Annotated in this window: 17 protein-coding genes; 13 read left to right on the top strand and 4 right to left on the bottom strand. The window is 39.5% G+C overall.

Annotation, left to right across the window (positions count from 1 at the left end):
- Positions 1 to 11: 11 nt before the first annotated feature.
- Entirely contained in the window at positions 12 to 1760 is a 1749-nt protein-coding gene (locus ACYQ1I_RS11595; protein WP_459765510.1) for an ABC transporter ATP-binding protein, read from the bottom strand.
- 154 nt (positions 1761 to 1914) lie between these two features.
- Between ACYQ1I_RS11595 and ACYQ1I_RS11590 the strand changes: the two genes are divergently transcribed.
- The 3 genes from ACYQ1I_RS11590 to ACYQ1I_RS11580 all read left to right on the top strand — a co-directional run bounded on the left by ACYQ1I_RS11590 (position 1915) and on the right by ACYQ1I_RS11580 (position 4757).
- Positions 1915 to 2106, top strand: a complete 192-nt coding sequence (locus ACYQ1I_RS11590) for a hypothetical protein (RefSeq protein ID WP_459765508.1) — start codon at positions 1915 to 1917, stop codon at positions 2104 to 2106.
- A gap of 157 nt (positions 2107 to 2263) precedes the next feature.
- Entirely contained in the window at positions 2264 to 3763 is a 1500-nt protein-coding gene (pdxR, locus tag ACYQ1I_RS11585) for a MocR-like pyridoxine biosynthesis transcription factor PdxR (protein WP_459765506.1), read from the top strand.
- Positions 3764 to 3854: 91 nt separating this feature from the next.
- Positions 3855 to 4757: a diacylglycerol/lipid kinase family protein gene (locus ACYQ1I_RS11580; RefSeq protein WP_459765504.1), complete on the top strand. Its 903-nt coding sequence runs from the start codon at positions 3855 to 3857 to the stop codon at positions 4755 to 4757.
- Between the two features lie 74 nt (positions 4758 to 4831).
- Here ACYQ1I_RS11580 and ACYQ1I_RS11575 read toward each other — a convergent pair whose 3' ends face one another.
- Positions 4832 to 5233: a bactofilin family protein gene (locus ACYQ1I_RS11575; protein ID WP_459765502.1), complete on the bottom strand. Its 402-nt coding sequence runs from the start codon at positions 5231 to 5233 to the stop codon at positions 4832 to 4834.
- Positions 5234 to 5252: 19 nt separating this feature from the next.
- Positions 5253 to 6179: a M23 family metallopeptidase gene (locus tag ACYQ1I_RS11570; RefSeq protein ID WP_459765500.1), complete on the bottom strand. Its 927-nt coding sequence runs from the start codon at positions 6177 to 6179 to the stop codon at positions 5253 to 5255.
- Between the two features lie 237 nt (positions 6180 to 6416).
- Between ACYQ1I_RS11570 and ACYQ1I_RS11565 the strand changes: the two genes are divergently transcribed.
- The 3 genes from ACYQ1I_RS11565 to hutH all read left to right on the top strand — a co-directional run bounded on the left by ACYQ1I_RS11565 (position 6417) and on the right by hutH (position 14037).
- On the top strand, positions 6417 to 6854 hold the full coding sequence (locus ACYQ1I_RS11565) for a MarR family winged helix-turn-helix transcriptional regulator (RefSeq protein ID WP_459765498.1): 438 nt from the start codon (positions 6417 to 6419) through the stop codon (positions 6852 to 6854).
- A 33-nt stretch (positions 6855 to 6887) separates the two neighbouring features.
- Complete coding sequence (locus ACYQ1I_RS11560; RefSeq protein WP_459765496.1) at positions 6888 to 12281, top strand: diguanylate cyclase; 5394 nt, start codon at positions 6888 to 6890, stop codon at positions 12279 to 12281.
- 283 nt (positions 12282 to 12564) lie between these two features.
- Positions 12565 to 14037: a histidine ammonia-lyase gene (gene hutH, locus ACYQ1I_RS11555; protein ID WP_459765650.1), complete on the top strand. Its 1473-nt coding sequence runs from the start codon at positions 12565 to 12567 to the stop codon at positions 14035 to 14037.
- Positions 14038 to 14113: 76 nt separating this feature from the next.
- Here the strand turns inward: hutH and ACYQ1I_RS11550 are convergent, their stop codons facing one another.
- On the bottom strand, positions 14114 to 14398 hold the full coding sequence (locus tag ACYQ1I_RS11550) for a hypothetical protein (protein WP_459765494.1): 285 nt from the start codon (positions 14396 to 14398) through the stop codon (positions 14114 to 14116).
- Between the two features lie 205 nt (positions 14399 to 14603).
- Between ACYQ1I_RS11550 and ACYQ1I_RS11545 the strand changes: the two genes are divergently transcribed.
- The 7 genes from ACYQ1I_RS11545 to ACYQ1I_RS11515 all read left to right on the top strand — a co-directional run bounded on the left by ACYQ1I_RS11545 (position 14604) and on the right by ACYQ1I_RS11515 (position 20492).
- A complete protein-coding gene (locus ACYQ1I_RS11545) occupies positions 14604 to 15419 on the top strand; it encodes a hypothetical protein (protein WP_459765492.1) in 816 nt (271 codons plus the stop codon).
- Between the two features lie 79 nt (positions 15420 to 15498).
- Positions 15499 to 15675 carry a DUF896 domain-containing protein gene (locus ACYQ1I_RS11540; RefSeq protein ID WP_459765490.1) on the top strand — a complete coding sequence of 59 codons (177 nt, stop codon included), beginning with the start codon at positions 15499 to 15501 and terminating at the stop codon, positions 15673 to 15675.
- A 169-nt stretch (positions 15676 to 15844) separates the two neighbouring features.
- Positions 15845 to 16297, top strand: a complete 453-nt coding sequence (locus ACYQ1I_RS11535) for a chemotaxis protein CheW (RefSeq protein WP_459765488.1) — start codon at positions 15845 to 15847, stop codon at positions 16295 to 16297.
- 161 nt (positions 16298 to 16458) lie between these two features.
- The gene (locus tag ACYQ1I_RS11530; protein ID WP_459765486.1) at positions 16459 to 16938 is read left to right on the top strand and encodes a hypothetical protein; all 480 of its coding nucleotides are present in this window, start codon (positions 16459 to 16461) and stop codon (positions 16936 to 16938) included.
- A gap of 185 nt (positions 16939 to 17123) precedes the next feature.
- A complete protein-coding gene (locus ACYQ1I_RS11525; protein ID WP_459765484.1) occupies positions 17124 to 18269 on the top strand; it encodes a sensor histidine kinase in 1146 nt (381 codons plus the stop codon).
- Between the two features lie 12 nt (positions 18270 to 18281).
- On the top strand, positions 18282 to 18926 hold the full coding sequence (locus ACYQ1I_RS11520) for a response regulator (protein ID WP_459765482.1): 645 nt from the start codon (positions 18282 to 18284) through the stop codon (positions 18924 to 18926).
- A 153-nt stretch (positions 18927 to 19079) separates the two neighbouring features.
- A complete protein-coding gene (locus tag ACYQ1I_RS11515) occupies positions 19080 to 20492 on the top strand; it encodes an aminopeptidase (protein ID WP_459765480.1) in 1413 nt (470 codons plus the stop codon).
- The last annotated feature ends 44 nt before the right edge of the window (positions 20493 to 20536 follow it).

Here is a 20536-nt window from a genome sequence, read left to right as displayed (position 1 = left end):
TGTATCCTCCCCTATTCATTGGCAATCTTTTCTTCCAGCAGCTGCCTTTGATATAGTTCATAATAATACCCTTGACGATTCAACAGAGAATCATGGGTTCCTTCCTCAACAATACTTCCATTATCCATAACAATGATCTGGTCACAGTTTTTAATGGTGGAAATCCGGTGGGCAATAATCATACTGGTTTTTCCCTTTAATTCCTCCTTCAAGGCATTTAAAATTCTTTCCTCGGTATTGGTATCCACAGCTGAAAGGGAGTCATCCAATATCAGTATTTTGGGTTGTTTGACAAGGGCCCTGGCAATAGAGATCCGTTGTTTTTGCCCGCCAGACAGGGTAACACCCCTTTCCCCTACGTAGGTTTCATATTGAAGGGGGAAATCCATAATATTATCATGCACCTCGGCAATTCTGGCCACCCGTTCCACCTCCTGCTGGGAATAGGAATCCAGACCAAAGGCAATGTTTTCGGAAATGGTGGTGGAAAAAAGAAAGCTGTCCTGATCGACATAGCCAATATGCCTTCTCAAATCCTCCAATTGAAGGCTGTTAACAGAAATTCCATCTAAACAAATTTCACCTTGATTAACATCATACAGCCTGAGTAGCAATGCCGCCAGGGTCGTCTTGCCACTGCCGGTTTTACCGATGATTCCGAGGGTTTTTCCTGCCTCAATCTTAATTGAAAAGTCCTTTAGAGCATAGGCATTGCTGCCCGGATATTGAAACGATACCTTTTTAAACTCAACCACACCCTTGGGATCATGCCATTTTTGAGCTCCGTCGATATCCTTAATTTCGGGTTTCTCATCAAATATGTGGTTAAGGCGCTCCATTGAGGCAGCCCCCCGTTCCAAAACATTGATGACATACCCAAGGGCCATGACAGGCCAAACCAGTAGGCCCAGGTAACTGTTAAAGGCAATGAAATCACCCAGGGTAATGGTATTGTTAATGACAAGTATGCCGCCATAGCCAATGACAATTAAGTAGCTAAACCCTGAGATAAGCTGAACAAAGGGCATAAAAAGACCAAATAGCTTTACTAAGCGCATGTTTTTTTCAAACAGTATCTGATTCTTCCCATTAAATTTTATAATTTCTGCCGCTTCCTGTACAAAGGATTTTACAACCCTAATGCCAGAAAAGTTTTCTTGTACAGTATCGGTCATAGAAGAAAACGCCTCCTGCACCTCCCGAAAACGCCTGTTGATAATTGGTGCAGATTTCCCAATGGCAATCGCCAAAAGGGGGAGGGGAAAGAGGGCCATGATGGTCAGTCGTAAATCTGTTGTAGTGGCCATCATAAAAATGGCAATAATCGTAATAAAAACTGCATCCGTCATCATTACAACACCCATTCCCAGGGCCATACGAACTGCATTAATGTCGTTGGTGGCATGGGCCATCAAATCTCCAGTTTTGTGGTGGGTATAGTAGTTGGTGGAAAGGCCCAGCAGGTGTGAAAAAAGCCGGTTCCTTAGCTCATATTCAAGCCTTCTGGAGGTTCCAATGATAAAAATACGCCATAGAAAACGGAAAAATGCAATTCCAATACCAATTAACAGTACATAGAAGCCATATCGCAGCAGATCATTTTTGGTCAGGCTATTGGCCTGAAGCTGGTCGGTAAACCGCCTCAAAACCTCTGGAATAACCAATTGAAAAATATCAACCAGTAAAAGCCATACAATTCCCCAAAAGTAATACCATTTGTTTTTAACAAAAAAACCTTTTAAAGTTGCAAAATGCTTCATATAAACACCTCGGCTAAAAATTTTGACAGTTTAAGTATTAAAACTTCTATAAAAAAGGGGTGGACTCCTTTAAAATTTTCATATTTTTTTCTAATTACAGTAGTACATATTCAAGTTCAATTTGGAAAAAATATGGCTAAAGGAGGTGTTTATTATGAATATGAATACAAAGGACATGATTACCAAAAAGCTGCTGGATGCCCAGGAAATGGTTCGTGATTATGAAATGTTTTCAAAGCAGATGGAGGATCGAGAGGTATCAGAGCGTTTTAAAATGTTTGCCGAGGAGTGCGGTATGCAGGCAAGAGAATTACAAAGATTGGCGGACAAATATAAAAGAGATTAGTACCTACCCTATCTACTCTATGGAAAAGTCAGCACCCTTTCGTATAGCATATACGATGTGGTCGCTGTTTTTTCTTGTCTAAAATCAGAGGCTATTTAAAGGGATGAATGTTTGATATAATGTAGTTCATAGGAACAATATTAATGAGGTGAAGCCTATGAAGATTTATGAGGGAATCCGTCTGGATAAAGGAAATTACCAGCACTTATATATTCAACTCTATACCGCCATCAAGGAATTGGTTTTTCAAGGAAAGCTAAAGGGAGGAGATAGGCTATTACCTGTAAGGAAAATGGCAGAGCAATTAGGGGTCAATAATGTTACCGTGGTGAAGGCCTATGAGATATTAGAAAAAGAAGGTATTGTTTATAAGAAAATTGGAAGCGGTACCTATGTTTCACCCCAGGTTCACCATGCTTTAAAGGGAATCGAGGGGACTGACATCGGTTCATCGAATTTATCAAATGAAAATGAAAGATTAATGAACCAGGGGAGAATGAAAATTGAAGACTACATGATTAATTTTGCCAGTGGCACCCCATCAGCTGAGCTTTTTCCTGTAGAAGATTTTAAAATAGCCATTAATGAAGCCCTGGACCGGGATCAGGGCTATGCCTTTGGTTACCAAGAGGGGCAGGGTTATTACCCCTTGAGGGAAATGCTAAAGGAATATATTTCAGAAAAGGGAATGCTGGAGGAGGCAGAAAATATTCACATTATTTCAGGGGCACAACAGGGAATCGATATTGTTGCCAAGGCGCTGCTTAATTATGGTGATTTTGTACTGACTGAAAACCCCACCTATACAGGAGCTATGGGGGCCTTTCAATCAAGGGGAGCTAAAATTATTGAGCTGCCCCTGGAACAGGATGGACTGAACCTTGACATGCTGGAAAAGAAAATTAAGACCTATCGTCCGAAGCTGTTATATGTTATGCCCAATTTTCAAAATCCTACGGGAATCTCCTACAGCAGAGATAAAAAGGTACAGCTTATAGAATTGGCCAATCAATATGACCTATATATATTAGAAGATGACTATTTAAGCGATTTAAATTTTTCTGGTGAAGATAACAGTACCTTGAAATCCCTTGACCATGGGGAACGGGTCATCTATTTAAAGAGCTTTTCCAAGATTCTGATGCCCGGTTTACGCTTGGGATTTTTGGTGATCCCAACCAATCTACAGGAGCATTTATTGCTGGCAAAGCATAACTCAGATATTTCTACAGCTGGGCTTTTGCAAAGAGCCTTTGAAATCTATTTGAGAAAGGGTATTTTTAAACAACATATCAGACACATGGAAGCCAGCTACAGAGAACGATTTAATACAATGGTTAAGGCTTTAACGGAGTCAATGCCCTCAATCGTTACCTGGCAATTGCCAAGGGGCGGGGTTAATTTTTGGTTAAGGCTGCCCAAGGAGTTTTCATCCCAGGTGCTCTATGATGAGGCAAAAAAAGAAAATGTTGTCTTTGCTCCTGGCGGACTATTTTTTGTTAATAATCGAGATGATTCCTATTTCCGTTTAAGTATTGCTTCAGTTAATACCAGAGAAATAGAGTATGGAGTAAAAATCCTGGCAAGAATGATTGATGATTTTATTAATCATCGAAGACTTGGCCTAATCGAAGGACAAATCAAACCAATCCTATAGTACTCATTAATTCTTTGTATATTTTCTTTAAATGATACTAATGAAGAATTCCTGCCGCTTTGAAAGCAGGAAAATACTAGGGGGAAAGATAATGAATAAAATAAAAATAATATATAATCCAGATTCGGGAAGAAGGTTATTACAAAGAAATATACCGAGATTAAAGGAGATCATGTGGTCGGAATATGGATGCCTGTGTGACCTGGTAAAAACCACCGGGCCCTTCCATGCTAAAGAGCTGGCCCATGATGCCTGCTTAGAGGGCTGTGATATTATAGTAGCCGCCGGCGGTGACGGTACTGTAAATGAAGTAATTAATGGTATGCTCACAGCAAGTCAGCCCAATTCTGGTCGCACCAAGCTGGCTATTTACCCGGCAGGCACCGTTAACGATTTTGGCTGTCATTTAAAAATACCAAAAACAATTGAGCAATTTGCCTATATGCTGAATAGAGCTGAAAGTATCCCGGTTGATGTTGGAAGGGCAGGAGATCGCTACTTTTTAAATGTGGCAGCGGCAGGACTATTAACCGATGTAGCCCATCGAGTTTCTTCAGAGGCCAAGACCTTTTTTGGAAGGTTTGCCTATTATTTTGAAGGAATCAAGGAGTTTCCCAAGCAATTATTTCATCCTATTAATATTCAGCTTAAAATTGGAAGCACCATAGAAGAGAAGGAAATATTGTTTTTTATTCTGGCCAACAGTCCCCATGTAGGGGGATTTAAAAGTCTTGCTCCGGAGGCCAAGACCAATGATGCCCTCCTGGATTTGATATTTGTTGAGAACAGCCAGCTGAAGGATATGGCAGGACTATTTCTGATGCTGCTCCAGGGAAATCATATCAATCATCCCAATATTCAGTATCTGCAGGTAAAAGAGGTGAGTATCGCCTGTCAAGAGGAGATTGTTGTGGATGTTGACGGAGAATATGGTGGGAAGCTGCCCCTAACCTTTAAGGCACATCAGGCGGCAATTGACATTTTGATACCTTAACTGATGGCAATTTGTATAATTGTCTGCTAGTACCCTGCGTATTTAAATGGCGCAAGGTACTAGTTTTATTTTTTTCAGGTGACAACAGGTTCCCTGTCATCAGCCAGGGAGCTTGATTCCTTTTGCATTTTACAGCTTCCTTCAAAAATCGCATTTTCATCTAAAATAAAGGATTTAACCCATACATCGCCATAGAGGCTTCCCCCGGTGGCAATTCGCAGCTGTTCCGCTGCTGTAATATTTCCCTGTATTTCACCGGCAACCATTAGGTTGTTTACCTGAATATTACCTATAATTTTTCCGGTTTCACCAATAAAAAGGTTTCCGTCCACTACAATTTCACCCTTAAAGCTGCCATCAATTCTCAGGGTTCCCTTAGCCCGTAGCATACCCTCCAAATAGCAGTCTTTATCAATAATGCTGCTGGCACGGCTGTACTGAACCTCTTCCTTTCTATTTTCCTTTTTATTAAACATAGCCTGTCCTCCTTGTTGTTTATTCCAGTATGGTGGTGGGGTCTACTGCTTTTCCGTTAATTCTGATTTCAAAGTGTAAATGGGGGCCTGTGCTTCTTCCGGTACTGCCCATCTTGGCAATTACATCGCCCTTATTCACTTTGTCGCCCACCTTGACTAAGTTGCTGGAATTATGTGCATAAACAGAAGTATAGCCGTGTCCATGGGAAATAATAACCATTCGGCCATAGCCGCCATTATAGCCTGAGAAGGTAACGATGCCACTTCCGCTGGCATAAATATCGGTACCTTTTTGATTAGCAAGGTCTATACCAGAATGGAATTCCCGGTTTCGTGAGGTTGGTGAAATACGATAGCCATAGGGCGAGGTAAGGCGACCGACGGTGGGTTGTAGATTGGGAATAGAATCAATATATTCCAGCTGTTTTTCTACATCAACAACCAGCTTTTCCATTGACTGCTTCTGTTGTTCAATCAATTGATCCAAATGGAGTAAGCCATCTTCAAGGCTTACATCAATAATTGAAGGGCGCAGGCTGGAACGGGTTACCAGAAAGGCAGGAAAGGTTTCGACTGCATTGGTTTTAGCCTCGTTGTCTAGACCGACCATATTAAGTACCCTATCCTGGAGCTGGTTGAGGTCTAAAAGCTTTTTCTCTATTTCGGCCGAACGATTACGCAGATATTCTATTTCAAAGGCTTGATTGAAATTTTCATCCTCTAATATGGCCACCTGATTTTCTGCCATGATCAGGGCTTCTTTAACATTAAAAAATTCCTTAGAGATACCTATGGAAAATATGAAGGATACGATCATGAATAAGGCTCCTGCCGCAGGAATCCAGTAGGGAATGGTAAATTGGACAATTTTGTTGGTGGTGCTGGGAATAATTGTGAAGGATAGCATTTTATTTTGCTTCATTGTATAGTGAATATATTTTTTCATCGAATGCTAAATACCTCCTTCCTCATGGCCTGCTAAATACCCATAATTACATATCTAAATTCGACAAATTGCTCTTTATCCCTTTAAAAAATATAATTTTTTTGGAAAATGGGGAAAATAGTAGAAAAGTCCCTTGTAAAAAATTAAAAGTTAAAAAATGATTTTAAATGATTTTGTTAGCATTATAACCGAAATATGATAAAATAAATTAAATATTTTATCTTCAGGAGGATTAATATGAAGGAAGTCATGTATGATGATACCATTATTGAGTTAGAGGAAGAACTAAGACATTTATGTACGGTAATTAAAAATAAGGGAAGGGAAATATTAACTGAATTTGAAATTACCCCTCCGCAGTTTCAAGCCCTTCAAACCTTAATTAATGGTGAAGATATGACAATTGGTGAATTGAGTAATAAAATGTTTTTAGCCTGCAGTACTATCACTGATTTAGTCGATCGAATGGAAAAAAATCAGCTGGTTAAGCGTGTTCGAGATGAGAAAGATCGAAGAATTGTAAGGATTTTAGTGCTGGAAAAGGGGCATGAAATTATCCGCCAGGTGTTGCATGCCAGAAGAAATTATTTGGCAGATCTTTTGCAGGACCTCACTCAACAGGAAAGAGATTTTATTCTTAAGGGTGTTGCCATGATATATGGTAGAACAATGTAGTTATATGGAAAAATAAATTGGGGAAGTGGGGACATGGAGATTATTAACAATCGTTATAAAATCGTTGAATGTCTGAAAATAGATAGCTTTACCAGCAAATATGAAGCAACCGACCTGATGCAAAATAATAATCCTGTTTTACTCTATATCATAAAAGAAAGCAGCTATTTGAGAGCTTTTATTAACCATTGTGTAAGAAACTTTTATCAGTTTTCCTCATTGAGCCATCCAAATATCGTTAAATTAATCAGTTTTGGAATTATTGATTCCATAGATGATAAGCCGGTAAATGAAACATTGTTCTTCTATACAACAGAATTAATCAACCCTACCCTTAATCATAATCTGAAGAATTTTATTACTAAACAGACTCTGTTGTCCATCTATTCTCAGCTTGCCAGGCTGATTGATTACTTGCATTTTCATGGTATTTTTTATGGTTTTATAAATTTTGATAATTTACTAATTTATCATGAAGCTGGTCAGTTTAAGATAAAATTAAGAGATCTAATGACAATTAAATTGAGGGAAACCAACAGTAAATATAGCCAAGGAGAAGGAGCACGATTCGAGGCTCCGGAGCTTGGCTATGGGATTGAGGTTGGCGTCTATATCGATATTTATTCCTTAGGTGTATTGCTTTATGAGCTTTATACCCAAGAGCCCTTTCAGCCCCATAGGCTTGGAGAAAAAATCAATTTACAGCAGGGATCAATCACCAGCTGGGACAAACAGTTTTATGAAATCATTAAAAATGCAACCCAATATGATTTTATTGAGCGTTTTCAATCAATCCACGCAATGAACCGGGAGATTGTAAAGCTCTATAAATTAGGGCATAAGATTGAAGATAAGCAGGATGTAGAAAATCTAAATTTTAAAACCCCCCTGGTCGGAAGGGATGTTGAGCTGAAAAAAATACTGTCCTTAAAAGAGTCCCCTGAAAAAAAGAATCTAGTGCTTCTCTGGGGGGATCGGGGTATCGGCAAAACCCGTTTGATGAATGAAATTAAATATCAGATGCGTTGGAGCAGACTTCATATAATTCATCATAATATCATTCCTGATAAAAACAGCTTTTATCAAATTATCCCCTTTATGTTGAAGAATGTCTTAAAACTGGCCCATCCCAATACAATTAATAAATATGCAGAAGAATTGGTAAAGCTGATACCTGAGATTGGTATCAATAAAAATATAAGACCCTCAAGGGAATTGAGGGAGGACCGGGAAATCTTAAGATTTTACGACCGTGTAACTAATTTTATTATTGAAGTCCTAGGAAATCGTCCTAGCATTATTATGATTGATGATTTTCATTCCGCTTCAAAGACCTTTGTTGAATTTGTAGATTACTTTATTAAGCTAAATAAACTGAAAAAGGCCCCTATCATATTGATGTTCAGCTTAATCAATGAGGGCTATTGCTGGGAAAAAACAAAGGATCGAATTAATGAGTGGAGACAGGCCGAACTTCTCGAAATCAAGCTGAGCAGGCTCTCAGTGGAAGAGACAGCCCAAATGATAAGGAATATTTTGGGCTGGAATAAAGATCCCCTGCGCTTTGCCACCAGGATAATGAAAGAAACGGAAGGAGTTCCGGTATTAATTGAAGAGGCAATAAAAGAGCTTTATGCCCAGCGGATCCTCTATGTAGATTACAGCACCAAGGAAGATGGATTTGCCTGGCAAAGCCACACTGAGGATTATACTAAAATAAAGCTACCGGAAAACCTGGACGATGCAGTTATTAGTTTAATCAATACCCTTGACGAAAAGACCGTAAGGGTTTTAAAGATAGTATCACTTTTCAGCACCACCGTCTCCCGTGAAATTATCGCTTATATTTTAGGAAAGGACATGGATTATTCACAATATTTAGGTCGGTTAACTCAGCTGAAGATTATCAATGAGAAGCTGGAGGACTGGGGGTATACCTATGGCTTTTATCGTTCGCAGCTTAAATCATATATATACAATTCCATTGATGCCGCTGAAAAAATAAGGCTACATAAGCGAGTCAGCGAAGTGTTGGAGGAACAGTACAAGCGAGAAGGGCGAGAAAACAAGGAGGAGTTAATCTATCACCTTTTTCAGTCGAATCAGCGGGATAAAGCAGTATATTATTGCATAGAAGCGGGAGACAGTATGTATAATCTCCGAATTTACTCCCAGGCTATGATTTTTTATAAAAAGGCCTACGAAATACTAGAAGATTCTATAGAACCGAGAAAATTTCAGCTTTTGTTAAAAATGGGCGAGGTGTGTCAAAATCAAGGAAATAACTATGAGGCCCTGTCTTGCTACGATGAAGTAGTATCTAATTGTAAAGCAAAACCACTGCTACATTATGCCATTGAAGCGAAATGTAAAATAGCCCAAATTCTAATGAATCGAAATGAATTGGAAAAGGGAAAGCTTGTCCTGGCTCAAACACTTGAAATGGCAGAGGAAATTCAATATCACGAGGGTATGATGAAGGCTGGGTATTTATTATGCCGGATTTACATGCATCAAAAGGAAACTGAACAAATGGAAGCCCTTTGTAAAACCTATTTGACCCTAGCCCAGGGATTAAACGATTATGGGTATATGGGCATGTTTTTAAGCCAAAAAGGAGTGACAGCTTTTTTCAGGGGGGAAATACTAAAGGCCAAGGAATATTTTGAGCTTAGCGTTGTCTATTTAGAAAAGGGCCAAAGGCTTGAAGAAACCAGCCGGCCCATTAATAATATCGGTGTTCTCCTTCAGGATCATTTTTTAAATGTTCCAGAGGCCCGGGAATACTTTGAACGCTCAGCTAAAATCGCCCAGCAGTATCACCGGATGGACGACCTGTTCCGGGCCCAAAATAATATTGCCGATTCCTATATGCATGAATGCAGATTTGATAAGGCCATTGAAGTACTTCATAATAACATTAGTCTGGCCATAGAATATGAAGATGAGGCAATGAAGCTTTTGGGCTATAGTAATCTGATCATTTGCTTTACCCGAATCAGTGACTACAAGCAGGCCTATCATTATGTATTAAAGGCCCAGGTTGAATTTAGTGATTATTCGATGAATACTTATTTTGCAGATTCCCTTTTTGAAAGTATGATCTATTTCTACATGGCTATGGGAGACTATGAAAAGGTTCTTTCCCTGATTGATCAGCATAATGAGGTCAAGGGAAGCCATGAAAGACTGGATTTAATCCTTAAAAGCATGAGGTTTTTCTCAAATTATGCTTTGAAAAGAACAGATACAGTAAAAGAGCTGTTGGAAGTGGTCTATGCTTACCGTGATACACCATACATTAAGGAAAGAAGAATCCTGTTGCTGATGGCCGTTGACCTTCTCTATCGGTTGGATGACAGGCAGCTGGCCAAGCTGCTGCTGAAAGAGGATGAAGCCCTGGTTGAAAGCTACGACAACTATGATTATCAAATGAAAAGAAAATATTTCGAGTGTTTATTGTATCATCAGGGTGAGTCACTCCAGATATGGGAAAACCTGTTGGTAGAAATAAGCGAAACCTATGAAAAAGAAATTAAATGGCAAATCTATGAAAGGCTTGGAGCGCTTTATTTCAAAGAGAGGGACTACTATCGGGCCACCAGCTATTATTTAAATGCGCTGGAGGTTATTCAAGGCCTGCTGGCAAGAACACCAAGGGAGTATAAGGAATCATATTTAAAAGTTAAAAATAAATTCAGAATAAAAGAACAACTCCTTAAGATGGAAAGGGTCATTCAAAACCAGACAGATCCCACCGATGTGAAGGAATCCGTACAGGAGGATGTTCTGGATTTGGTGAGCTTTTTTGATGTATCGAGGTACAAGGAGCTATTCCATAATCCAGCCTTTTATGATCTTGCACTTCAGCAGTATAAAGCTTTAATCTCCATTGATATTGATAGTATTGAATCCCTTGTGGCTGCTTTGACCAATGATGTGGTGTATAATTTAGGTCTGATCACCAGACTGGCAGGCAAATATGTATTGGCCACCAGGGGAGCCCTACTGGGGGTAAAGGACGAAGGCTATGAATTTGTGACCTCCTTTGGTTCCAAGATCAGCCTGGAAGAAATACGACATATTTTAGAAAAATGTGCAGTAACCAAGGAAGGACTGCTCATTGAAAATCATTTGACCCATGGAATAGAAAACAGTGGCCTATATAATAGCAAAGATACAAGGGCCATCATCTGCCTGCCTATTATTAATAATAGCAGAAACGATGAAATACCTGGCTTTGAACAGCGGCAGCCGGTAAAGGAGAAGGTAAAGGTAATTGGGTATTTGTACCAAGAAACCGATAAGGTATTTAACAATTTTTCTCAGGAGACCTTTAATGATTGCAAGAAGCTGCTTCCGTTAGCCTGTATTATGCTGAACAACTATTATTTACAGATCAGCTCATCAATTGATAAGATGACTGGGGCCTATGTAAGAAAAACCATTGAAAAAATTCTGCTGGAAAATATTGAGGCAGCTAAAGAAGCAGAGCAGCAGTTTTCCATTATTATGTGTGATATAGACCATTTTAAATGTGTTAACGATACCTATGGACATCAACGGGGTGATATGGTACTGACAGAGGTTGGCAGGGTAATCAGAGAGCATATTCGTTCATCTGACCATGTGGGACGGTACGGAGGAGAGGAATTTATCATTATTTTGCCCGGTGCCCGAAAGCAAGATGCCTTTATCATTGCTGAAAAAATTCGAAATGCCTTTCAAGAGGCAAAACTTTTAGGTGACGAGGTCGAGCTAACCATTAGCTGTGGTGTGGCCGGTTGTCCTGAAGACGGCATTACAAAGGAAATATTGATTGAAAAGGCTGATCAGGCGTTGTATCATGCCAAGGAGCAGGGCAGAAACAGAACTGTATTCTATGAAAATGACATAGGATTTGTAGATAAGCGGACCGATAAGCTGGCGGGAATTGTATCGGGAAATGTGGTGCAGGATCAGCGAAATGTATTGGTAATAGCAGAGGCTATAGAGCTGCTTACAGAGGGTCGAAGCCTTGAAGATAAAATATACATTATGCTGGGCAGACTAATTGAGATACTAGAGGCGGAAGAAGGAATTGTATTTACCGTTAAAAACAATCAAATCAAGTCTCAGCTTTGCCGTAGAAGATTCATGGATAATTGGCAGGGGGAGTTAAATTACAATAGCAGACTAATTGGGAAGGTAATTCAGTCTAGACAGGGAGAATACCTGATTGACTGGGAAGATATCAGTCATATTGATATTTTTACCGGAACCCCCAATTGGAAATCAGTAATTGTTACCCCCATTATCTACAATGGAGTAGTAAAGGGTGTAATTTACTTATCGGTTTCGGTAAAGGAAAAGGAATTCGATTTTAATGCCTACAATCTTGTAAAGCTCACCAGCAGTATTTTAGGTCCCATTTTGGGGGATTTCTAAATTTTACCTAAAATATTATAAGAAAAAACATAAACCTGATAAAAGGATCAGTCTTGAAGAATTGATCCTTTCTTTTTATTAATTTATCACGCTAAAAAATTAGATTACTAAATTTTGTTGAAACCTTAAAAAAAATTGTAAGGCTGGAAGGAAAAGTAACCTAACTGTAGAATGATTACTAAAGTAATAAGATGAAATCAGCATACATTTATGGATAAAAGGAGTGATTGAATTGGGCCAAGTTTTGATTAATGGAAACGGGTTAACCCTAGAGGAACTGGTGATGGTGGCCAGGAAATTTGATCGTGTTGAAATTGAAAAGGAGGCGGCAGAAAGGGTAAACCTCAGCAGAAGGCTGGTGGAGGAATTCGTTGAGGAGGAATCTGTAGTCTATGGAATCACGACGGGTTTTGGAAAATTCAGTGATGTAGCCATCTCAAAGGATGAAACGGCTGCCTTGCAAAGAAATCTTATTATTAGCCATGCCTGCGGGGTAGGAAAGCCCCTGGAAGAAGAAATTGTCAGGGCTATTATGCTGTTAAGGGCCAATGCCCTGTTAAAGGGTCATTCAGGTATTCGATTAAGTACATTAAATATCCTGATCGACATGTTAAATAAAGGCGTACATCCCATTATCCCAGAAAAGGGCTCCCTTGGAGCCAGCGGAGATTTAGCCCCCCTGGCCCATATGGTGCTGGTGATGATTGGGGAGGGAGAAGCGGTATATCAAGGAATCAGAATGTCAGGCAGGGAGGCCATGGAAAAGGCCGGCATTAACATTGTTGAGCTTACTTCAAAGGAGGGCCTGGCATTGATTAACGGTACACAGGTAATGACCGCTATCGGGGCATTGACAGTGTATGATTGTAAAATGCTGATAAAGCTGGCGGATATTGCAGCTGCCTTAACCCTGGAGGGGCAGCGGGGAATCATTGATGCCTTTTTTAAACAGGTTCATCAAGTAAGACCCCATCCTGGTCAGCTTCAAACTGCCGAAAACCTATTGATGCTTTTAGAGGGAAGCAGCTTCGTCACCCGGCAGGGGCAGCTTCGGGTTCAAGATGCCTATACCCTGCGGTGCATTCCCCAAATTCATGGAGCAAGTCGAGATGCCATTGCCTATGTTGAAGAAAAAGTAAAGATAGAGATGAACTCAGCCACAGACAACCCCTTGATATTCACGGAAGAACAGGCGGTAATCTCTGGTGGGAATTTCCATGGTCAGCCCATGGCCCTGGCCTTTGATTTTTTAGGAATTGCCATAGCAGAGCTGGCCAATGTATCGGAGCGGAGGATTGAAAGACTGGTTAATCCTCAACTAAGTGGCCTACCAGCCTTTTTAACCCCTAAGGGAGGGCTAAATTCAGGGTTTATGATAACCCAATACGCAGCCGCCGCCCTGGTATCAGAAAATAAAGTATTGGCCCATCCCGCCAGCGTAGATTCCATACCATCCTCAGCCAATCAGGAGGATCATGTTTCCATGGGAACCATTGCTGCCAGAAAGGCCAGAGAAATTTATGAAAATACAGTGCAGGTTTTGGCCATTGAGCTTTTGGCAGCGGCCCAGGCCATTGATTTTTATCAAAAACACCAGCTTGGAAGGGGAACAGCCCTGGCGTACGGGTTAATTAGAGAAAGGGTTAGCTCCCTTGAAGATGACCGGGTAATGTATGTCGATATTCATAATAGCAGTGAGCTAATAAAGGGTCATAAAATAGTTGACGAGGTAACTAAAGTTATTAAACTAAATTAAATTTAAATTATACAGGGCCGATGAATTGTCTATTCTATCGGCCCTAAAACTAAATAAGTACCTACTCACTCAATTTTTAATCTTGTTCTAAAATTTGAAGCACCTGTTGCAGTTTTCTTTTCTGTTCGTCATTTAAGAAGGGTTTCAGCTTTTCAACCAGTTCCTGTTGATTGGGAACAGTATGCTTTAGTCGTTGTAATTCCTGGATTATTTCCGCCTCTGACTTTCCACTGTACTGATTAAAAAGGCCCAGTACCTTTTGATAATCCTCTTCAGAAATGTAATTCTTTATTTCTTCCACCTTTGAAAAATCTCCCGCTTTTATTGCTGCCATCAATTCATTTAGCTTACCTTGATCCAACACAATCCCTCCCATAATTTCCTGAGATAATTTATTCACCTGATAAAATGCTATCCCTATAATCTATGCAGCAGGGGTTGGGTATGCTACAAAAAATTAAATTAATTCTTTCCAGAACAAATCAGATAAAATAGTGTTTTTTTTAATAATTCATGATCAACAGCAATATATTAGTAGTAAAAATGTACCCAAAAGGAGGAAGACAATGGAGGAGTTAAAAGATCGGGAATTAGCCTTGGAAGATAAAAAGCAAGCCTCAGTACAGCCCACTTGGCTTTGGATATTGCCTATTTTATTATTGTTCATAGGAGGAAAAAGCAATAAGCTGAATGTAAGGGAAATAGAAGCCATGTCTTTGGAAAAAAAGGCAAAACTCTTGGGAAGAATTAAGGGCTATATGGATAGTGAAGAGCAGCTGGTCATTCATCGAGCTGAAATGCTGTTGCATATTATTTTAAAGGTAAAGGAATTGATGGAGCTGCCAGGTTTGATAGGGGCTGAAACAAAATATCACACCTTGTCCTATACTGATCGAAAAAGACATATGCTGATGGATATTAGTGAATTCGTCGATGATGAAAAAAGAGAGGTCATTCATAAGGCCATCGATCTGCATATGAAGGCCAGTCTGATGGAAAACAAAATCAGAGAGCTGCAGGACCTAGCCAATACCCCGCTATCTATTGACCAGCTTGATAAATACATAGATGTCTTTGACCCCCTTCTGGAAGGTGAATTAAAGGATAAAACCAAGGAGCTGCGGGTTTTAGTGGGAATATTGAAACTAGTTAAGTCTCTGAGCAGTAAGCAAAAACTGGATGAATCTGATATATTTGAAATTGCAAAGCCCTTTTTAAGTAAAGAGCAGGGTGAACAGCTCAATAAAATGATACAAATATTTAGGGCAGTCAGCAGTATTGGGGAAGGCAGCAGTTCGGCAGGAATGACAGGGCCTGAAAATCCTGACAGTGAGGAAAAAGAACCGATTGACACTGAGGTCGCTCCCATTGAGGAAATATAAAATTGAAGTTAGAATACTACTTTAATTTAACAACCTTTTATGATATATTGATAACAGAAGAAGTAAAGGGAGTGTTTCTATGGTTTCAAAAGAAAAAATCAGTCGAATTAACCAATTGGCAAAGCTTTCAAAAGAAAGAGAGCTGACAGAAGAAGAAAAAAGTGAGCAGGCCCAATTGAGGAAGGAATATATAGAATCCTTTAGAAAAACCTTCAAGCAGCAGTTAGATAATTTAGAAATTGAATATGTTGATTAAAAAAAAGAAGATACCATCTTCTTTTTTTATGATGAGGAAAATCGATAGGTCTTTTCTCATCTTTTTTATTTTCTCTGGATATTTTTGAAAGAAAAAAAGGATTCTATTTTTCCTTAGCGAATACTTAAGTAATTTAGGTAGAAAAATGTCTAATTTTGGAGGGATGATTATGTCTGAAAGACAATATGTAATATTCAAGCTGGATAAGGAAGAGTATGGTGTAGATATTATGCACGTCAAAGAAATCAGCGAATTTAAAGAGAGCATGAAGGTACCCAATGCACCGAAATTCGTTGATGGAATTGTAAACTATCGAGGGGTGGTTACTCCGATCATTAACCTCAGAAAAAAGTTTAATATGCCCCTGCTGGAGATCACCAGCAATACGAGGATTATTATTATCTATATGAACGATCGGCAAATTGGCTTCCTGGTGGATGATGCTTCCCAGGTGCTTACCATTGATGAAAAGGATATTGACCCAGCCCCCGAATTAATATCTGGTAATATCGACGAACGATTTATCAGCGGTATTGCCAAGGTTCAGGAACGTATGATTATCGTGCTGGATCTGGAAAAGGTACTAAGCGAAGAAGAAAAAGAAAAAATAGTTAATTTATAATTTTTTATGGGAAAAGGTAGAAATGCTGAGTTACAAGAGAAAAATGGCAGCTTCTGTTGTTAGAAAATATTTGTTTTAAGCAAAATTGAGCAAATTTCTTCCTCTACTTTGTTTATAATACTAGTGGACAAGCAATATCATGTATTCAAAGGAGGAAAGAAATGAAAAGAATCATACCCCTTTTCCTTATACTCATTTTGCTTTCGATTCAGTCGCAATCATTTTCAGCCACTATCGATTCCCTTGAACAGGAATCACAGTACGAAGAAAGGATGGCCAGGCTAACCACTCTACTTCGGGAAAGAAATCGTCTGTTTAATAGCCTGTTTCGTTCAGAGGTTCCCACCATCAGGGAAATAGAAGCAGAATTATCGCTGATCGTCACCGAACCATTATTAAAATCAGATATAGAGGTCTTTGAAGCTATTATAGAGATGCCTGCTTCCTATGAAAAGATAAGGGATGTGGAAATAATTAAAGCCGAGCTATTAAAGCATTCCGCAACGGTTGAGACCTGGGAGGTAGTTGTTCGATGGCAAATAGAGGGCTATGAAGGAATTACAGGTGAAGATGTAGGCTATTATGTTGAAATGGAAAAGATTGATGGTTGTTGGCTATTAAAGGATTATTATACCAGTTAATAAGTTAAACAATTGTAAAGAATTAAATCCCTAAAGAGATCACTCCGGTCTCTTTTTTGTGTGAACTAATAAATTAGGCTTCTGGTAGGAATCCTTTATAATTTACTTTTTTAAATGTAAAAAATAGAGGAAATTTGTATGAATATGAAGAAATATGATTCGAATGAATATATTGGGGTGAAGGCATGAGTCAGAAAGTGGATATTAAAGACATGAATGAGATATTGGAAAAGACTATCAGTGCTATTGAAGAGAGTAAAGAGGCTGTCTTTGAAATAGCAGAGAGCGCCCGTAAAGAGTGTAGCATTCTGAAGAAGCAACTTTCTGATATCAAGCTAAGGATTCAGTCTGTAATGAAGGAGGTTGAAAGACAGGAGGCTGCAGAAAAAAGCAGTCGTAAACGATTGCTGGAGGTTAGCAAAGACTTTTCTCGATATCGGGAAAATGATATTAGAAGGGCCTACGAGAGAGCAAATGAGCTGCAGATTCAACTGATCATCAAAAGACAAGAGGAATGTGACTTGATCAGACAGCGAACTGAGCTGGAAATGAGGTATAAGCATTCTGAAGACATTCTAAGAAAAGCTGAAGACATTACCTCAAAAATTGGCGTTGTTATGGAGTATCTGGGGGGGAATCTAAAGGACTTTACCAACACCCTTGAAGATATACAGCAGCGGGCTGTGGTGGGAAGAAGAATAATACAGGCCCAGGAGGAGGAGCGGCATCGGGTGGCAAGGGACATCCATGACGGGCCGGCACAATCTTTAGCTAACTTAACAATAAAGGCAGAGGTGTGTGAAAAGTTAATTGATATAGATCAGGATAGGGCAAAACATGAACTGCAGGATTTAAGAAACGTACTAAGGGACAGTATCAAGGATATACGTAAAATAATTTATAATTTAAGGCCCATGTCATTGGATGATCTGGGTTTTATTCCTACGGTGCAAAGATACATTGAAGGCTTTCAGGAGGATACCAAAATTCCAGTAGATTTTATTATTTTATCCCGCAGACCCATGGAAGACCCTGTAAAAAACCTAGCTATTTTTAGAATCATTCAAGAGGCTCTGAATAATATTCGAAAGCATGCCAAGGCCCAAAGTGTAAAAATTAAATTAGAAATATCCAATCAAAATATACAATTAACCATTAGTGACGATGGTGTGGGATTTGATGCGGAGGCATCCAATGGAACCAGTGAAGGTGGGGGCTTTGGTCTATTAAATATTAGAGAAAGAGTCGAGCTGCTAGACGGTACTTTACAAATAAAGAGTGCGCCCAATAAGGGGACGAGGATTTATGTGAATTTAAATAACTTTGAGTAGGGGGGAACCTTTGTGAAAATCATTAAAGTATTGATTGTAGATGATCATTCATTAGTCAGACAAGGTTTAAAGCAAATTTTAGAGCTGGAAAAGGATATTAAGATTATAGGACAGGCTGGTGATGGGGAAGAAGCAATTACCAAGGTTCAACAGCTGAAGCCCGATGTCGTTTTACTGGATATTAACATGCCAAAGCTCAATGGAATACAGACCCTTCGCAGGTTGAAGGACATTGACAAGACCATCAAGGTTATTATGTTGACCTTTCATGAAGATCAGGAATATCTTTACGAAACCATCAATTTGGGCGCCAATGGATATGTTTTAAAGGATTCAGAAAGCGAAAGCCTAATTCAAGCCGTAAGGGATGTATACAAAGGATCATCCTACATACAACCCAGCCTGGCAACAGGACTGGTTAAGGAATTTAACCGAGGTCAGCAGGAAAACAGTAAAGAGAGTAAGCTGACTCGAAGAGAGTATGAAGTATTAACGCTGATTGCAGAAGGGTTAAATAATAAGGAAATTGCCTGCGGATTATTTATTAGTGAGAAGACAGTTAAAAATCACGTTTCCAATATTTTCAAGAAAATTGAAGTGAATGATCGAACCCAGGCTGCAATATATGCCTATAAGCATAATATTAAAAAAATATAAATTTATTGTGTTGCCTCTCCAAAACCTGTTGACAAAAAAATAAGAGAAATATATGATGTAGATGTTTATATAAAAAAAATAATATGGGAATAATCACTTTTGAATAGACTAATCTTAATATATTTCCATAAAATATCTTGGGGAGGGTGTTTCATGGCAGAGCAGGAACAAATATTACAGGAAAAATTATTTAAGAAGTTTGAAAGTGCCTGGGAGCTGCTTCAACCAGGAGAAAAGGAAAAGGTTTTCTCCTTTGGTGAGACTTATAAGCACTTTATGGATCATGGTAAGACTGAAAGGGAATGTGTCAAACAAATTAAGAAAAAAGCCATAGAAAAGGGCTACATATCACTGGAAGAAGTAATTAATAGGGGCAAATTGGCAACGGGGGATAAAATATATGCCGAAAACCGAGGAAAGGCCATTGCCCTTTTTGTCATAGGACAGGAAGCCTTAACGGCCGGTATGAAGGTGGTGGGGGCCCATCTGGATGCTCCCAGACTGGATTTAAAGGCCTTTCCTCTATATGAAGAGGCTGGTTTGGCTCTGCTGAAGACCCATTACTATGGCGGCGTAAAAAAGTATCAGTGGGTGGCCATCCCCTTGGCCCTTCACGGAGTTATTATCAAGCATGATGGAACAAAGCTTGAGATAGTCATAGGGGAAGATGAATCAGACCCAGTATTTTATATATCAGACCTCTTGCCCCATCTGGCCAGCGAGCAGATGGCTAAAAAAATGAGTGAGGGCATTACGGGGGAAGACCTAAATGTTATTATTGGCAACATTCCCTATCAGTCTTCGGAAATGAAAAAGGCTGTTAAGCTGAATATACTTAAGCTCTTAAATGAAAAATATGGTATTACAGAAGAAGATTTCACCGTTGCAGAGCTGGAGATTGTTCCGGCAGGTAAATCAAGGGATGTAGGGATTGACAGAAGCATGATTGCTGCCCACGGTCACGATGATCGGGTGTGTGCCTTTGCAGCTCTGGAAGCTGTTTTAGAGCTTGTCTCCCCTGAAAAAACTGCTGTAGCTCTTTTTGTCGATAAGGAAGAGGTTGGCAGCATGGGTAATACAGGTATGGAATCTATGTTTTTTATGCACTGTGTCGCTGAATTATTATCCCTTCAAGGTAAGGAAAGCTATGTAGCCCTTCAGCGATCCCTGAAAAATACCAAGGTATTGTCAGGAGATGTAACGGCTGGCTTCGACCCCAACTTTCCCGATGTTCTTGACAAGCGAAATGCATCCTATATTGGCAAAGGGGTCACCTTAACCAAATATACAGGGGTTCGGGGCAAGGGCGGTTCTAATGACGCCAATGCTGAATTTCTAGGAGAGATTAGGGCTATATTTAACCGCCATAAAGTGGCATGGCAAATCGGAGAGTTGGGAAAGGTTGACCAGGGGGGTGGCGGCACCATAGCCTATATTTTAGCCAACTATGGAGCTGAAGTGGTAGATTGTGGCACACCCATGCTGAGTATGCATGCCCCTATTGAATTAATCAGTAAGGTTGATTTATACATGACCTATCGGGCCTACGGCGCTTTTTTCCAATGATTTAAGTTAATGGTATGATCATTCCAGGATTTTATGAAAGAAGA

It is taken from the genome of Alkaliphilus crotonatoxidans, from assembly GCF_054658015.1.
Note: the sequence above shows the minus strand (reverse complement) of the source record. Positions and strands in the feature narration are given on the sequence as shown.

What these genes read in the sequence shown, in the direction of transcription:
- hutH (WP_459765650.1), top strand. Translation starts at nt 12,565, where the DNA reads ATGGTGGCCAGGAAATTTGATCGTGTTGAAATTGAAAAGGAGGCGGCA.
- ACYQ1I_RS11545 (WP_459765492.1), top strand. Translation starts at nt 14,604, where the DNA reads ATGGAGGAGTTAAAAGATCGGGAATTAGCCTTGGAAGATAAAAAGCAA.
- ACYQ1I_RS11565 (WP_459765498.1), top strand. Translation starts at nt 6,417, where the DNA reads ATGAAGGAAGTCATGTATGATGATACCATTATTGAGTTAGAGGAAGAA.
- ACYQ1I_RS11580 (WP_459765504.1), top strand. Translation starts at nt 3,855, where the DNA reads ATGAATAAAATAAAAATAATATATAATCCAGATTCGGGAAGAAGGTTA.
- ACYQ1I_RS11590 (WP_459765508.1), top strand. Translation starts at nt 1,915, where the DNA reads ATGAATATGAATACAAAGGACATGATTACCAAAAAGCTGCTGGATGCC.
- ACYQ1I_RS11525 (WP_459765484.1), top strand. Translation starts at nt 17,124, where the DNA reads ATGAGTCAGAAAGTGGATATTAAAGACATGAATGAGATATTGGAAAAG.
- ACYQ1I_RS11540 (WP_459765490.1), top strand. Translation starts at nt 15,499, where the DNA reads ATGGTTTCAAAAGAAAAAATCAGTCGAATTAACCAATTGGCAAAGCTT.
- ACYQ1I_RS11530 (WP_459765486.1), top strand. Translation starts at nt 16,459, where the DNA reads ATGAAAAGAATCATACCCCTTTTCCTTATACTCATTTTGCTTTCGATT.
- pdxR (WP_459765506.1), top strand. Translation starts at nt 2,264, where the DNA reads ATGAAGATTTATGAGGGAATCCGTCTGGATAAAGGAAATTACCAGCAC.
- ACYQ1I_RS11575 (WP_459765502.1), bottom strand. Translation starts at nt 5,233, where the DNA reads ATGTTTAATAAAAAGGAAAATAGAAAGGAAGAGGTTCAGTACAGCCGT.
- ACYQ1I_RS11515 (WP_459765480.1), top strand. Translation starts at nt 19,080, where the DNA reads ATGGCAGAGCAGGAACAAATATTACAGGAAAAATTATTTAAGAAGTTT.
- ACYQ1I_RS11595 (WP_459765510.1), bottom strand. Translation starts at nt 1,760, where the DNA reads ATGAAGCATTTTGCAACTTTAAAAGGTTTTTTTGTTAAAAACAAATGG.
- ACYQ1I_RS11570 (WP_459765500.1), bottom strand. Translation starts at nt 6,179, where the DNA reads ATGAAAAAATATATTCACTATACAATGAAGCAAAATAAAATGCTATCC.
- ACYQ1I_RS11535 (WP_459765488.1), top strand. Translation starts at nt 15,845, where the DNA reads ATGTCTGAAAGACAATATGTAATATTCAAGCTGGATAAGGAAGAGTAT.
- ACYQ1I_RS11560 (WP_459765496.1), top strand. Translation starts at nt 6,888, where the DNA reads ATGGAGATTATTAACAATCGTTATAAAATCGTTGAATGTCTGAAAATA.